Source organism: Devosia rhodophyticola (genome assembly GCF_028816475.1).
Lineage (GTDB): Bacteria > Pseudomonadota > Alphaproteobacteria > Rhizobiales > Devosiaceae > Devosia > Devosia rhodophyticola.
In genome coordinates this window covers 2487481-2501201 of the sequence record NZ_CP118247.1, presented here as the reverse complement: position 1 = coordinate 2501201, position 13721 = coordinate 2487481, and the positions used below count along the sequence as shown (strand labels likewise).

Here is a 13721-nt window from a genome sequence, read left to right as displayed (position 1 = left end):
CGCCCGACGTTGGCTGGACCCTATTCCGACATGCAGTTTCTGATCGAACGCCCCCAATTTGACGCTGCCAGCGGCGTGGCCCGCTTTGGCTACAAGCTCGACGATCTGCATTTCGTCGAAGCCCTGGAATTTCCACGCGATCAGTCGTTAGAAAACCTCGACGCGCCCGCCTTTACACTTCTGCTCAATTTGACTGCTTTTGTACTCGGCGTCAGCTACTTCAAGCTCAAGGCGCCTCTACATATTTCCGCCCCCGACCTGCCATTGTCCACCGACCAACGTGCCTTCGTTATCGACATTTACGAAAATGGTCTCGGCGAGTTTTATGCACGCAACAACCTGCTGCGCTTTGGTCGGTTGGTCCTTGATACCCCAATCAGTGAAGGTTTTGCCGTTGATGCGCCCAAACTGCTTGACCGAGCCTTGCTGCCCATCGGTGGTGGCAAGGATTCCTTGGTCAGCGTTGAGCTATTGCAGGCCGCCGGCATCGATTTCACGCCTTTTGCGGTGAACCCGAAAGGCCCCATTTTAACCAGCGTCGCCAAAATCGGCACCTCGCCGATTTACGTCAACCGTAAGCTCGATCCTGAAATGATCCGGCTGTCGGGCCTGCCCGGCTTTCTTAATGGCCATGTCCCCTCCACGGCCATCAATTCGATGATCGCGGCGCTCTGCGCCCTGCTTTTTGGCTATAACCGGATCGTGCTGTCCAATGAGCGTTCGGCCAGCGAAGGCAATGTCGAATTCGACGGGCGGCAGGCCAATCATCAGCATTCAAAATCGCTCGATTTTGAACGGTTGATTGCCAGGACGCTGGCCGACGCCACAAATGGCACATTGCAGTATTTTTCCTTGCTCCGGCCTTATTCAGAAGCGCGCATTGCGGCGCTATTTGCCCGCCAGACGCGCTATGACAAAGTGTTTTCAAGCTGCAACCGCAACTTCCGCCTATCAGGCCACGATGGCCCGTTATGGTGCGGCGAATGTCCGAAATGTCATTTCGTCTTCTTGATTTTTGCTCCCGTCATGGACAAGCAGCGGCTTATCGACATTTTTGGCCGGAATTTGCTCGACGATCCAGATCATGAGACCTCGTTTCGCGAATTGACCGGATTGGCCGGGCAAAAGCCATGGGAATGTGTCGGCGAAATCCTTGAAGCGGCGGCCTGTCTTCATGCCCTGACCACCAGCCCCGCTTGGGAAAACGACGCCATCGTCGCCACGTTGAGGGCTGATCTGGAATCCCAATATGGCACCGCGAAATTGACATCCGCCCGGCAGGCATTATTCGAAGATGCCGATGATCATCACATACCTGCCGAGGTTATTGCCCGGGTAGCGCCCCATGCTGTTTGAAGCGCCGGTCCTGCTCTATGGCGCTGGGCGCGAGGCCATTTCCACCAGGGCTTTTCTGGCGCGCCAGCAACCCAAATTGCGCGTCTATGTGACTGCCGACAGCGGCGAGACCAATATTTCCGACGCCGCATTCATCGCGCCTGACGAGATCGAGCGGGCCATCACCGATCGCAAATTTGCCCACATCATCAAAAGCCCCGGTGTATCGCGTTACAAGCCGATCTTCGCTCTGGCCGAACGCGCCGGTATCGCCGTAACCTCCAATCTCAATCTTTGGGGCGCCACGTTCCGGCAGAGCCGAACCGTGATTGCCATTACCGGCACCAAGGGAAAATCGACCACAGCGACGCTGGTTCACTTGATGCTAACCGCAAGTGAGATCGATGCCGGGTTGGGGGGCAATGTTGGGGTTGCGCCGCTCGAATTGGCCGACAAGTATCCAACCGTGGTGCTGGAACTCTCCAGTTACCAAACCGCCGATATGGATTTTCTGCCCGATATTGCGGCCATCACCAATCTATATCCCGAACACGTCGATTGGCACGGCAGCGTGGCGCAATATTACGAGGACAAGCTGCACCTGATTTCGCGTGAAGGACCTGTGCGGATCGCCCTCGGCACGGCGGCACAGACCAATAGCCTGGTATTGTCGGCGCTCGGCGGCGAGGATCGCTTGCTATCCAGGCCAAGCGAAATGCAACGATTGGCGATTAATCGCGCAATCGACAGTTCGCGGCTCAGAGGCAACCATAACCGCGACAATGCCCTACTGGCCGCGCAAATTGCTTTGGGCACGGGTGCGACCATTGAGGGTGTCATTGCTGGCATCGCAGCTTTTGCTCCACTTCCCCACCGACTGGAAGAACATCAGATTGGCGAGTTGATCTTCGTCAACGATTCCATCTCGACCACACCCGAAGCCACCAAGGCCGCGCTCGCTGCATATCCCGATCGTCACATAGCGCTGATCGCGGGCGGGCACGAGCGTGAGCAAGATTATAACGAGTTGGCAGACCTGCTGGAAAGTCGCGGCGTGGCAATCCTCATCTGTCTTCCCGTCACGGGTGAGCGCCTGGCGGCAACGGCAGAAAACTGCACTTCATCCATTGAGGTTCTGCGCGCGCCCGACCTTGAGGCAGCCATGCGGGCACTGGTGGAACGGCAAAATTTTGACACCGTTATCCTGTCGCCGGGCGCACCATCCTATAATCAGTTCAAGAACTTCGAGGAGCGCGGCCACCACTTTGTCAGCCTCGCCCAACAGCTGTTTTCGAACCGGAACACCGGGTAGAACCCTAGTCGCCCTTCTTGTCAGGCAAGGATTTCCGGTCGGTGCTCGCCAATTCATCGAGCTCTTTCTCGCTCATCGATTCATACATCGATTTTGAGGCGCCCTTGAGTTCGTCGACCTTGGTTTCACCGCGCTTGGCCGACAGGGCGGCGCCCGCGGCCTTTTGCTGGGCTTTCGATTTTGCTGGCATTTCCGTCTCCTTCGGCCTGCTCGCTATCCTTGCCCTCACGACGAATAACGCCGTGCGCCAACGCCCGCAGGGCCGCCAATACAACTATGGCAAACATCGAAACCACGAGCGAAATCAAGTAGTAGCCCAGGGCACAAGCCACCCCGACCGCCCCTGCAAGCCACATGCCGGCGCCCGTCGTCAGCCCCTGAACCCCCGCGCCGCGGCGAAAAATAGCGCCAGCGCCCAAAAATGCGATGCCCGCTGTTACAGCTTCAATGGCACGAATGGGATCGGCCCGCGGCATTTCGCCGTTTTCAGAAATCGTATGAAAAATCTCGAAGGTCAAAATGGTAAAAAGGGCCGCCGCGACTGCCACTAGAATGTGAGTGCGCAAACCTGCCTCCGCGGTGTGCACTTCGCGCTCAATACCGATAACGCCACCCAATACCGCAGCAATAAGCAGGCGGATCAAGACAATGTGCAAAGGCAGGTAGCTTTCCACCAACCCAAAGCTATTGCCAAAATCCATTTCGCGTTCCTTCCGGGTTGCTTCAAATCAACCCGGAAATGCCGCGAAAGGTTCCCCGTCCGGCGGGAACGCAGCCTGGATCAGTCCTTACCGATCCGGATCTGCAATTTAACATCGCTCGGCCTACCCTCAACCGCTCGATCAAATGCGGCGATGGAATCTTCGAAATCAAAAGTTTCCGAAATCAGCGGCTTGAGATCAACGCGTCCTGAACCAAATAGGGCCAACGCCCGATCATATTGATGAGCATAACGAAATACCGTCTCAATGCGCAATTCCTTGGTCGATGCCGTGGCGATATCAAACGGGGCCGGCTTCACTGGCAAGCCAACAACCACGATGGCGCCCCCCGGCCGCGGCAGTGCCATGATGCCTTCCCAGGCACGCGGCGATCCCGAACATTCAAAAACCAGATCGGCGCCCCACCCGTCGGTGAGCCGCGTAATTTCTGTCGCCAGATCATTTTCGCGAATATTGACCGGAATAACCCCTTGGTAGCGGGCCGCAATATCCAGCTTTGGCTGGGCAAGATCGGCCACGACCACGCGCGCACATCCCCCGCCAGGGCCGCTAGGGCAACCATGGTGCCTATCGGCCCTGCCCCCAGAACAACCGCCGTATCGCCCGGTTTGATCCCCGCCTTGAACGCCGCCTGCATCCCGACCGCAAATGGTTCAACCATCGCCCCTTCGGCGAAACTGACATTATCAGGCAATTTGAAGGTATAAATGGCGGGATGCACGACCTGCGACGTCAAAACACCATGCACCGGCGGTGTCGCCCAGAAGCGCACCGTCGGATCGATATTATAGAGGCCCATACGTGAAGCGCGCGAATTTGGGTCAGGGATTCCCGGCTCCATGCACACGCGGTCGCCAACCCGCAAATGGCTGACATCTTCGCCGACCTCAACAACCGTCCCGGCCGCTTCATGCCCCAAAACCATTGGCGCATCGACCACAAACGGCCCGATTTTGCCATGAGTATAGTAGTGCACATCGGATCCACATACTCCCACAGTATGGATCGCAATCCTGACCATGCCGGGCCCAACCGCCATCGGCAGATCAATGTCGCGCAACGCCAATACATGCTGGCGTTCAAGCACCAGTGCCCTAACTTCTGTCATGAATTATCCCACAATTTCAGCGCCGGTTCTTTGCCTGCGTTCTAGCATTCAATCAGCACTCCAAGATATTGTCCACGCCATGCGAACGCGCGCTGTTGAACGGAATATTCTGTTTGCCAGGTTAGCGGAATGAAAATTCTCGCGAGGTAAGGAGTCATCAAGCATGTCCAGATAAAGTACGGGTTCAGGAGATAATGCGAACTGCCAATGCGCGAGAACAATATACCCATTCAGACGAGGCACCTTTCCGCCAGCGTTCTGCTACCAGCCATTCTTGCGATGGTAATTGCCGTGGCTGGCGTAATGGGGTTCGTGTTCTGGACAACCTCCAATATCGACAGCCGCGCCATGACCCAGCAGACGGATCTGGCCGCCAAAGTACTTGCGGCCCGACGGGATAGCCTCCTCAAGGAGCAGCAAAGCATCGCCATGCGCGATGAAACCCTTCTGAATACCCGCTTCGACTTCAACCCGGACTGGGTCGATCAACAGTTGGGTAAATGCATGTTTGCATTTTTTGGGCATGACGGGACCATTCTCCTGGATCCCGAAAATCAGCCGCTCTATGTCATGCAGAACGGCAACAGTGTGTCTACCAACACATTTTCGGCGATTGCCCCCGCCGTTCTGCCGTTGGTCCAGCAATTGCGCAACGAGATTGCCGCAGGGGGGCTTGTCCCCTTTAACAGCGGTCAATCCGACATGCCTTTGCAATTATCCGACATTGTCGTCATTGGCGGCCAACCCGCAATTGTCAGTCTGTCTCCAATCGTGTCGAACACACGAACAATTTCCCAGCAGGCTGGCACCGAACTCATTGTCGTTAGCCTGGTGTCGCTGACGGCCACCCCCAGTTGGGCGATGAATGGCACCTTGTTTGAAAATGCCCGATTCACCGGTATCGATGGACAGGATCCGGACAAATCGGCTTTTCCACTAATCAACGCCGCGGGACGTCTGAAGGGATTTTTTGAGTGGACCCCAGATCGCCCCGGAAGCCATTTATTGCGTCACACCGGCCCGGCAATGATCGGCGCCTTCGCTGTTGCCGCCATTCTGGTCCTCTACCTGACCCGCCGCCTGCGCCGCTCGACCAACGAGCTGGAAGCCCAACGGCAGCTCTCTCATCATCAGGCTAATTTTGATGGGCTGACCGGGCTGGCCAATCGCGCAAAATTTGACGCCGATCTCGCCGACGCGCTTGCGCGCCGCGACACCGATGGCGGACAGGTTACGCTGATGATGCTCGATCTGGACCGCTTTAAGCAGGTCAACGACACCATGGGCCACCACGCCGGCGATGAATTGTTGAGCGGCGTCGCACGGCGCTTGCGCGACACACTATCTGAGGATGATATTGTCGCTCGCTTCGGCGGCGATGAATTTGCCGTTGTGCACGTGACCTATCTGGGTACGCCCGATCCAACGGCAATTGCCCACAACATCATTGCTGCCTTGCAGACACCCTTTGAAACCAAGCGCGGCAAAGCCTTTATTGGCGCCAGCATTGGCATCGTCAGCACGTCGGCCGGCGACGCCGAGCCGCGCGAAATGCTGCGAAAAGCCGATATTGCACTTTATAAAGCCAAGTCAGGCGGACGCAATCGAGCTGTGGTCTATGAGGAGCGCATGAACGAAGTGCTGCAACTGCAGCGCACCATCGAGTCCGAATTGCGCGAAGCCCTGCGTCAATCCGATCAACTGTCAGTCGAATTCCAGCCCCTGATGTCCCAGCCAAATGGCGACATAGGCGGCGCAGAAGCATTGGCGCGCTGGCTTCATCCCAAATACGGCAAAATTTCACCAGCAAAGTTCATCCCGGTCGCCGAAAATTCCGGGCTGATCGAAGACCTGGGTGAGTTTGTCCTGCGCCGGGCTTGCGAAATGGGAGCCCAGTGGCCGGGGCGGACGATCGCCGTCAACATCTCGCCCACCCAGCTACGCAATCCCACATTTGCCACCCGCGTATTCGACATTCTGCACCAAACGGGCATGCGCGCCACCGATCTCGAACTAGAGATCACCGAAAGCATCCTGCTTGATGACGAGCACGTCTCCTCTCAAAATCTGCGCACTTTCAGGTCTTCAGGCATCCACATCGCCCTTGATGATTTCGGCACCGGATATTCATCGCTAAGTTATCTGAGGCGCTATCCTGTCGACCGGATCAAGATTGACCGTTCGTTTGTCAGTCAACTCAGCAAGGGTCATGCCTCGGTAGCTATTGTGCAGGCAATCATATCGCTTGCTCATGCCATGGATATAGAAATCACTGCCGAAGGCGTTGAAACTGAAGAGCAGGCTGAAATTCTAATCCAGTTGGGCAGCAACACCCTTCAGGGATACCTCTTCTCGCGGCCGGTACCCGCCGACGAAATTGCCCGGATATTTGCTGACCCCGGCAGCGGCAAATCGCACCGCAACGTCGCTTAGGCCACGCCAGTCGTGCCCGGTTGGGTCATGGTGTAGATCACATAGAGAACGATAAACGCCAGAACGATCAATGCTGTGGATATTACCAGCACACGCATATTGGCCTTCCGCCGGTTTCCCTGACGGACATCATTCGTACTTTTGTGCGGATCGTAGGTTTTCATGGGTTGAACTCCGTTCTCTTAATCCCAACGACACCCGACCCTCTCGAGTTCCCGCACTTGACGCCGCCCCGTTGGCGGCCGACTTTGCCTGATTGCCACTGAACGGATATCCAATGCTTTCAACCCAAACGCTTTCCCATATGATCGCAGTCGGCCAAGGCAACGCGCCCGCCGATCTGGTTATCCGCAATGTCGGCCTGCTCGACGTCATTACCGGGATTGTTACGCAAACCGATATCGCCATTGTCGCTGATCGCATTGTCGGCACCCATGCCAACTACGAAGGCAAGAAGCAGATCGATGGCAGTGGCCGATTTGCCGTCCCTGGATTTATCGATACCCATTTGCATATTGAATCTTCGCTCGTAACCCCGTTCGAATTTGACCGCTGCGTGCTGCCTCACGGCGTCACCACTGCCATTTGCGATCCCCACGAAATTGCCAATGTTCTGGGCGCTACTGGCGTTCGCTACTTCCTCGATTGCGCCGAACAGACCATCATGGACATTAGGGTCAATCTCTCGTCCTGCGTGCCCGCAACCGCCTTTGAAACGTCGGGCGCACAGCTGGAAATCCAGGATCTTGAGCCATTCCGCAGCCACCCAAAGGTTATCGGGTTGGCCGAAATGATGAATTTTCCTGGTGTTCTCAATGCCGATCCGGGCATTCTCGCCAAACTGCTGGCTTTTCAGGATGGCCATATCGATGGACACGCTCCGCTGCTGCGCGGTCTTCCACTCAATGGTTATCTGGCCGCCGGAATCCGCACTGATCACGAAGCAACCACGGCGGCCGAGGCCCGCGAAAAGCTCGCCAAAGGCATGGCGATTCTTATTCGCGAAGGTTCGGTTTCAAAGGATTTGACAGCGCTCGCCGAAATTCTGGACGAAAACTCATCTAGTTTTGTGGCACTATGTACCGATGATCGCAATCCATTGGATATTGCCGAGGAGGGTCATCTCGATAGCTCCATTCGGCGCCTAATCGCCATGGGCCGACCGCTCCACCATGTCTATCGCGCCGCTTCTCATTCAGCGGCCCGCATCTTCGGGCTAAGCGATCGCGGGCTTGTCGCCCCGGGCTGGCGCGCCGACATTGCTTTGCTGGAAAGTCTTGAGGACTGCCGCGTCTCGGACACGATCTCGGGCGGTCGATTGGTCGAACCGGCTTTATTCGACACCCGGGAGATCGTTTTGCCGGTTGGTCTGGATTCGATGAAGGCGACAGCGGTAACGCCCGCAAGTTTTGATACCCCCGCCAAGCCAGGTCGCAATGAAACTCCGGTTATCGGGGTAAAGCCGGGCCTAATCCTGACCTTCCGCGAAAGCGCAACGCTTGAACAGACTAAGACGGGCCTGCAACCAGATCTCGCAGCCGACGTCATCAAGCTGGCCGTCGTCGAACGTCACGGGCGCAACGGCAACATCGGGCGAAGCTTCGTTACAGGTTTTGGCCTAAAGACTGGCGCCATTGCCTCCTCGGTCGGTCACGACAGCCACAATATCACTGTCATCGGTGCCAACGACGCGGATATGGCATTGGCGGTCAACCGGCTGATCGCCCTCGGCGGCGGATTTGCGGTTGCCCAGGACGGCAAGATAACCGCCGAGCTGGCCCTGCCCATTGCCGGTTTGATGAGCCAGGAACCCTTCGAAACGGTTGCCGAAAAGCTCACTGACCTACGCGATGCCGCCAAACAACTGGGGTGCGTGCTACCCGAACCCTTTCTGCAGGTCGCATTTCTGGCGTTGCCGGTTATTCCGCATCTAAAAATGACAGACCGCGGATTGTTCGACGTCGACAAGTTTGACTTTGTCGACTAGGCGATCGCCGCCGGCTTGCCCGCTTCTCTGGCCTTAACTTCGAGACGGCGCGCGTGCAGGATTGGCTCGGTATAACCGGCAGGCTGATCAGCCCCATGCAACGCCAGATCAAGGGCGGCAAGAAACGCTATGGATTGAAAGTTTTCGGCCATCGGCCGATAAAGCGGGTCACCCGCATTTTGTTCGTCAACGACGCCCGCCATCCGTTCAAAAATTGACGTCACCTCGTCCTTGCTGATCAGCCCATGGCGCAGCCAGTTTGCCACTGCCTGTGAAGATATCCGGCAAGTGGCGCGGTCTTCCATCAAGCCGACATCATTGATGTCGGGCACTTTGGAACATCCAACGCCCTGCTGCACCCAGCGCACAACGTAGCCAAGAATGCCCTGGGCATTGTTTTCCAACTCGCGAATGATCTCTTCACGGCTCAGCGAGAATGGTTCCTGAACCGGCATTGAGAACAGTTCCTCAAGTCCAGGCGTTGCCTCGTTATGCCGGCGTTTCTGCGCCTCAAACACATCGACTTGATGATAATGCAGGGCATGCAACGTGGCCGCCGTTGGCGAAGGCACCCAGGCCGTATTGGCGCCAGCGCGCGGATGGCCAATCTTGGCTTCCATCATTGCCGCCATATCATCGGGACGTGCCCACATGCCCTTGCCGATCTGCGCCCGGCCTGACAGTCCGCACGCCAGTCCAATCAGCACATTGCGGTCTTCGTAGGCTTCGATCCAGCGCTCGGACTTGATCTCGTCCTTGCGCAACACGGGTCCCGCTTCCATCGAGGTATGGATTTCGTCGCCGGTCCGATCAAGAAAGCCGGTATTGATGAAAAACACCCTCTCACGCGCTGCATGAATTGCAGCTTTGAGATTGGCCGACGTGCGTCGCTCCTCGTCCATGATGCCGATTTTGACCGTTAGCGGCCTCAGTCCCAGCGCCTTTTCGACCGACGCAAAAATGGAGCAGGCGAACGCAACCTCTTCAGGTCCGTGCATCTTGGGTTTGACGATATAGATGGCGCCAGTGCGACTGTTCTGCGTGTCGTGCATGGCGCACAAGACCGTCACCATGGCATCCAGAAGGCCCTCGCCTATAGGCTTGCCAGCATCGGTCTTGACCGCGCCAGTCGTCATCAAATGCCCGACATTACGCACCAGCAACAACGCCCGCCCCTTGAGCACCAGCGGCTCGCCGGTAGCCCCACGATACTCTCGATCAGGGTTCAGGGTGCGGGTCATTCGCTTCCCGCCCTTCTCAAAGTTATCCTTGAGGTCGCCCTTCATCAGGCCCAGCCAGTTGCGATAAACGCCAACCTTATCGACATCATCAACCGCGGCCACCGAATCTTCGCAATCCTGAATGGTGGTCAGGGCGGCTTCAATCAGCACGTCGGCCAGCCCGGCTGGATGGTTGGCACCGATTGGATTGTCTTTGTCGATAACCAGAACGACGTGCAATCCATGATGACGCAAGACGATCTCGGCTTTGTCGCCCTTGTCGGCATAGGCGACAAAGGCTGACTGATCCTTGAGGGTCGTAGGACCGGCGCTGGTCGCTATGGCAAGCGCTGCTGTCCCGCCCTGCACAGCCACCACATAGGAGGTCACGGCCTTGTGGCTGCCAGAGGCCAGGGGAAAGGCTTCATCAAGAAAATCGGCAGCCCGCTCAACCACAGCGGCACCGCGCACAGGATTGAATTCCCTGGTTGGCTTCAAATCACCAGAACGCTCAATTACGTCAGTGCCATAAAGCGCATCATAAAGACTGCCCCACCGTGCATTGGCGGCATTAAGCGCGTAACGCGCGTTGGACACCGGCACCACAAGTTGGGGACCGCACAAGGTGCTGATTTCAGGATCAAGCCCATCGGTCTCGACAGCGAAGTCGGCTGGCTCTGCCACCAGATAGCCGATATCCTTCAAGAACAGCTCATATCCCTGACGATTGGCGCTGACCGGCCCGTATTTGCGGTGCCAATCATCGATTTTCATCTGAATATCATCGCGCTTGGCGAGCAGTCTGGCGTTGGTTGGGCCATGTTCTGCCACAAGGCTCGCCAACCCGTTCCAGAACTGTTCAGCGCTAACAGAAAGCCCCGGCAACGCCTCATTCTCAATAAAATCTACCAGAAGGGGAGAGATGGTTAGCCCGGATTGCTTCTGGTCTTGACTCATAAAACGTTCCTTGTTGTCTAAGCCGGTTTTAGGTTATGCCAACGCGTCTGCCAAGCCTTCCAAAGCAAACTTGGTACGCTCACCTGCAATATAGACTTCAACAACACTGCGATCATCGCCAAGCGTTTGTAATAAAAACAACTCTTCGCTTAAACTCGCGATGGTTTTTTGTCTCAACGCCATTGCCGGTGTTGCCCCCGCGTCGAGCACGACCAGATCCGCGGCATTGCCCGGCGCAACCCGGCCAATCGTTCTCTCCAGTGACAACGCCTGAGCGTTGCCCAGGGTCATCATGTAAAATGACTGTAGTGGGTTGAGCCTTTGCCCACGCAGCTGCAGCACTTTATATCCCTCAGCCATGGTCGCCAGCATGCCGTAATCCGTGCCCCCGCCGATATCGGTTGCGACCCCGATGCGCACGCCATCCGCCGCCATCCGGTCACGATCAAAAAGCCCACTCCCCAGAAAGAGATTGGAGGTCGGGCAAAAAACCGCAACTGCCCGCGTTTCGGCCAGAACGCACGCTTCACGATGATTGAGATGGATGCAGTGGCCAAGCAGGGTCTTCGATCCCAAAAGGCCGTAGTCTTCATAAATACCGGTATAGTCCTTGGCATCGGGATAAAGCTGCATCGAAAACGAAATTTCAGCATCGTTCTCACTTAGATGCGTTTGCACATAACAATCGGGGAACTCGCTCACCAAAGTCTGCGCCGCCGCCATCTGCTCCGGTGTCGATGTAATGGCAAACCGCGGTGAAATCGCGTAAAACGCCCGACCCCGTCCATGCCACCGGTCGATCAGGGACCGCGTATCATCGTAGCTCGACTGGGCTGTGTCACATAGCGCCTCCGGCGCGTTGCGATCCATCATCACCTTGCCGCCCACCATCAGCATGTTGCGCTTTTCCGCCTCGGCAAAAAAAGCATCAACAGATTGCGGATGGCTTGAACAATAGGCCACGGCCGTGGTCGTACCATTGCGGATCAGTTCGTCAAAAAAAGCGCTGGCAATCGCCCCGGCGTGTCCCTGATGGGCAAACTGCTGCTCCTCAACGAATGTATAGCTATTAAGCCACTCGAGGAGTGATCCAGCGTAAGAGGCAACAACCTGAGCCTGCACATAATGCAAATGCAAATCGATAAAGCCGGGCATGATCAGGTGCGGTCGATGGTCGACTACCTCTCCTTCTGCTGATGCTGAAAAGGGTCCAACCGCCACGATCTTGCCGTCAGAAATGGTGACGGCGCCATCTTCAAAATATTGATAGGCCTCGTGATCGTCGGCCCCTTGCGGTTCCCGCATAAAGCTCAACACCCGCCCGCGCAGAATTTTGGCGCTCATTGCCCCGATCCCTCACGGAACCAGGCAACGATCAGGGCGCGCTCTTCGGGGGTAATATCGGTAACATTGCCCGGTGGCATCGCGTGAGAAAAACCAGCCTGCATGGCCACATCCTTGGCATGGTTGGCAATGGCAACGTCGTTATCCAGAATGACATTTTTTGGCGGCTCGTGAACGCCCTCCCAGGCAGGCTCGATGGTGTGGCACATGGCGCAACGGGTCTGAACGGTCAGGCTTGCCTCGGCAAAATTGCTGGCTGCCAGAAAGGGTTCGGCCGCCCGAGACGCCACCTCCTCACCACCAGAGTTTGCCAGTTTTGGCCCCGTCGACAACCAGGCAATAATCAGGAACAGCACAACCGCCGCCAGCCACGTCCAGTGCGGGTTGCCTTTGCGCGCGTGCCGCGTGTTGAAATAATGCCTGATGACAACACCAACCAGAAAGATCAGGCTGGCGATCAGCCAGTTCCACTGCGTCGCAAACGCCAATGGATAATGGCTCGACAGCATGAAAAAGATAACCGGCAACGTCAGGTAATTATTATGCAGTGAACGCTGCTTGGCGATGGCCCCATATTTGGGATCGGGAACCCGTCCAGCCTTGAGATCACCCACCACAATTTTCTGGTTGGGGATGATGATCATCGCCACATTGGCCGTCATGATTGTCGCAGTAAAAACGCCCATATGCAGCATTGCCGCGCGGCCGGTGAACACTTGGGTATAGGCCCACGCCATCGCCGTCAGGATGCCGAACAACACCAGCATCAGCCCGTTTTGACTCTTGCCAATTGGCGAACGGCACAGAGCATTATAGGCGATCCAGCCCACAATGATCGAAGCAATGGATATCGCCACCGCCCCCCATTGCGGTACGTCCAGCACATGCCGATCAATAAGATATAGGTCCGCCCCTACGTAATAGATGATGGCCAAAAGAGCGAAGCCCGAGAGCCACGTGGCGTAGCTTTCCCACTTGAACCAGGTCAAATGCTCAGGCAAGAACTCGGGCGCCACCAGGTATTTCTGGATATGATAGAACCCGCCCCCATGCACCTGCCACTCTTCCCCGTGCGCCAGAGGCGGCAGGCTCGGCGTTTTGCGCAGGCCCAAGTCGAGCGCGATGAAATAGAACGACGAGCCGATCCAGGCAATAGCGGTGATGACATGCAGCCAGCGCGCGGCAAAGCTCAGCCATTCCCAAAAGATCGCAAAATCGCCCATCTCCATCCCCCGCCTGCTGCGCCCTTGGCGCCCGATCGCTCGTCAAAATAAAAGGAGACGGGCGATACCCCGCCTCCCCA

10 protein-coding genes and 1 pseudogene are annotated in these 13721 nt (G+C 56.6%); 4 read left to right on the top strand and 7 right to left on the bottom strand.

The features are described from left to right. The first annotated feature begins 30 nt into the window (after nucleotides 1-30). A complete protein-coding gene (locus tag PSQ90_RS12205; RefSeq protein WP_282210569.1) occupies nucleotides 31-1356 on the top strand; it encodes a hypothetical protein in 1326 nt (441 codons plus the stop codon). After that, complete coding sequence (gene murD / locus PSQ90_RS12200; protein ID WP_282210568.1) at nucleotides 1346-2647, top strand: UDP-N-acetylmuramoyl-L-alanine--D-glutamate ligase; 1302 nt, start codon at nucleotides 1346-1348, stop codon at nucleotides 2645-2647. The genes PSQ90_RS12205 and murD overlap by 11 nt, the downstream gene beginning before the upstream one ends. Nucleotides 2648-2651: 4 nt before the next feature. On the opposite strand, the gene PSQ90_RS12195 is transcribed toward murD, so the two are convergent. The 3 genes and pseudogenes from PSQ90_RS12195 to PSQ90_RS12185 form a co-directional block, all read right to left on the bottom strand. After that, nucleotides 2652-2837, bottom strand: coding sequence for a DUF3008 family protein (locus PSQ90_RS12195; protein ID WP_282210567.1), 186 nt, complete (start codon nucleotides 2835-2837; stop codon nucleotides 2652-2654). Then, nucleotides 2773-3348 carry an MgtC/SapB family protein gene (locus tag PSQ90_RS12190; RefSeq protein ID WP_282210566.1) on the bottom strand — a complete coding sequence of 192 codons (576 nt, stop codon included), beginning with the start codon at nucleotides 3346-3348 and terminating at the stop codon, nucleotides 2773-2775. Before PSQ90_RS12190 ends, PSQ90_RS12195 begins: the two co-directional genes overlap by 65 nt. 80 nt (nucleotides 3349-3428) lie before the next feature. Further along, nucleotides 3429-4477, bottom strand: a pseudogene (locus PSQ90_RS12185) (NAD(P)-dependent alcohol dehydrogenase). Nucleotides 4478-4684: 207 nt separating this feature from the next. On the opposite strand from PSQ90_RS12185, the gene PSQ90_RS12180 reads away from it, so the two are divergent. Further along, nucleotides 4685-6910 carry a bifunctional diguanylate cyclase/phosphodiesterase gene (locus PSQ90_RS12180; protein ID WP_282210565.1) on the top strand — a complete coding sequence of 742 codons (2226 nt, stop codon included), beginning with the start codon at nucleotides 4685-4687 and terminating at the stop codon, nucleotides 6908-6910. On the opposite strand, the gene PSQ90_RS12175 is transcribed toward PSQ90_RS12180, so the two are convergent. Continuing rightward, nucleotides 6907-7074: a hypothetical protein gene (locus PSQ90_RS12175; RefSeq protein WP_282210564.1), complete on the bottom strand. Its 168-nt coding sequence runs from the start codon at nucleotides 7072-7074 to the stop codon at nucleotides 6907-6909. The two genes, PSQ90_RS12180 and PSQ90_RS12175, sit on opposite strands and share 4 nt — an antisense overlap. A 113-nt stretch (nucleotides 7075-7187) precedes the next feature. Between PSQ90_RS12175 and ade the strand changes: the two genes are divergently transcribed. Further along, complete coding sequence (gene ade, locus PSQ90_RS12170) at nucleotides 7188-8897, top strand: adenine deaminase (protein ID WP_282210563.1); 1710 nt, start codon at nucleotides 7188-7190, stop codon at nucleotides 8895-8897. Here ade and PSQ90_RS12165 read toward each other — a convergent pair. From PSQ90_RS12165 to PSQ90_RS12155, 3 genes are read right to left on the bottom strand one after another with little or no spacing between them, the layout of a single operon-like run. Continuing rightward, a complete protein-coding gene (locus PSQ90_RS12165; protein ID WP_282210562.1) occupies nucleotides 8894-11074 on the bottom strand; it encodes a malate synthase G in 2181 nt (726 codons plus the stop codon). The two genes, ade and PSQ90_RS12165, sit on opposite strands and share 4 nt — an antisense overlap. Nucleotides 11075-11107: 33 nt before the next feature. After that, the gene (gene guaD / locus PSQ90_RS12160) at nucleotides 11108-12418 is read right to left on the bottom strand and encodes a guanine deaminase (protein ID WP_282210561.1); all 1311 of its coding nucleotides are present in this window, start codon (nucleotides 12416-12418) and stop codon (nucleotides 11108-11110) included. After that, entirely contained in the window at nucleotides 12415-13641 is a 1227-nt protein-coding gene (locus PSQ90_RS12155) for a urate hydroxylase PuuD (RefSeq protein WP_282210560.1), read from the bottom strand. Before PSQ90_RS12155 ends, guaD begins: the two co-directional genes overlap by 4 nt. Nucleotides 13642-13721 lie beyond the last annotated feature (80 nt).

Excerpts from the sequence above, each read along its gene's own strand:
- PSQ90_RS12165 (WP_282210562.1), bottom strand. The coding sequence starts at position 11,074 with ATGAGTCAAGACCAGAAGCAATCCGGGCTAACCATCTCTCCCCTTCTG.
- PSQ90_RS12180 (WP_282210565.1), top strand. The coding sequence starts at position 4,685 with ATGCGCGAGAACAATATACCCATTCAGACGAGGCACCTTTCCGCCAGC.
- ade (WP_282210563.1), top strand. The coding sequence starts at position 7,188 with ATGCTTTCAACCCAAACGCTTTCCCATATGATCGCAGTCGGCCAAGGC.
- guaD (WP_282210561.1), bottom strand. The coding sequence starts at position 12,418 with ATGAGCGCCAAAATTCTGCGCGGGCGGGTGTTGAGCTTTATGCGGGAA.
- PSQ90_RS12190 (WP_282210566.1), bottom strand. The coding sequence starts at position 3,348 with ATGGATTTTGGCAATAGCTTTGGGTTGGTGGAAAGCTACCTGCCTTTG.
- PSQ90_RS12175 (WP_282210564.1), bottom strand. The coding sequence starts at position 7,074 with ATGAAAACCTACGATCCGCACAAAAGTACGAATGATGTCCGTCAGGGA.
- PSQ90_RS12155 (WP_282210560.1), bottom strand. The coding sequence starts at position 13,641 with ATGGGCGATTTTGCGATCTTTTGGGAATGGCTGAGCTTTGCCGCGCGC.
- PSQ90_RS12205 (WP_282210569.1), top strand. The coding sequence starts at position 31 with ATGCAGTTTCTGATCGAACGCCCCCAATTTGACGCTGCCAGCGGCGTG.
- murD (WP_282210568.1), top strand. The coding sequence starts at position 1,346 with ATGCTGTTTGAAGCGCCGGTCCTGCTCTATGGCGCTGGGCGCGAGGCC.
- PSQ90_RS12195 (WP_282210567.1), bottom strand. The coding sequence starts at position 2,837 with ATGCCAGCAAAATCGAAAGCCCAGCAAAAGGCCGCGGGCGCCGCCCTG.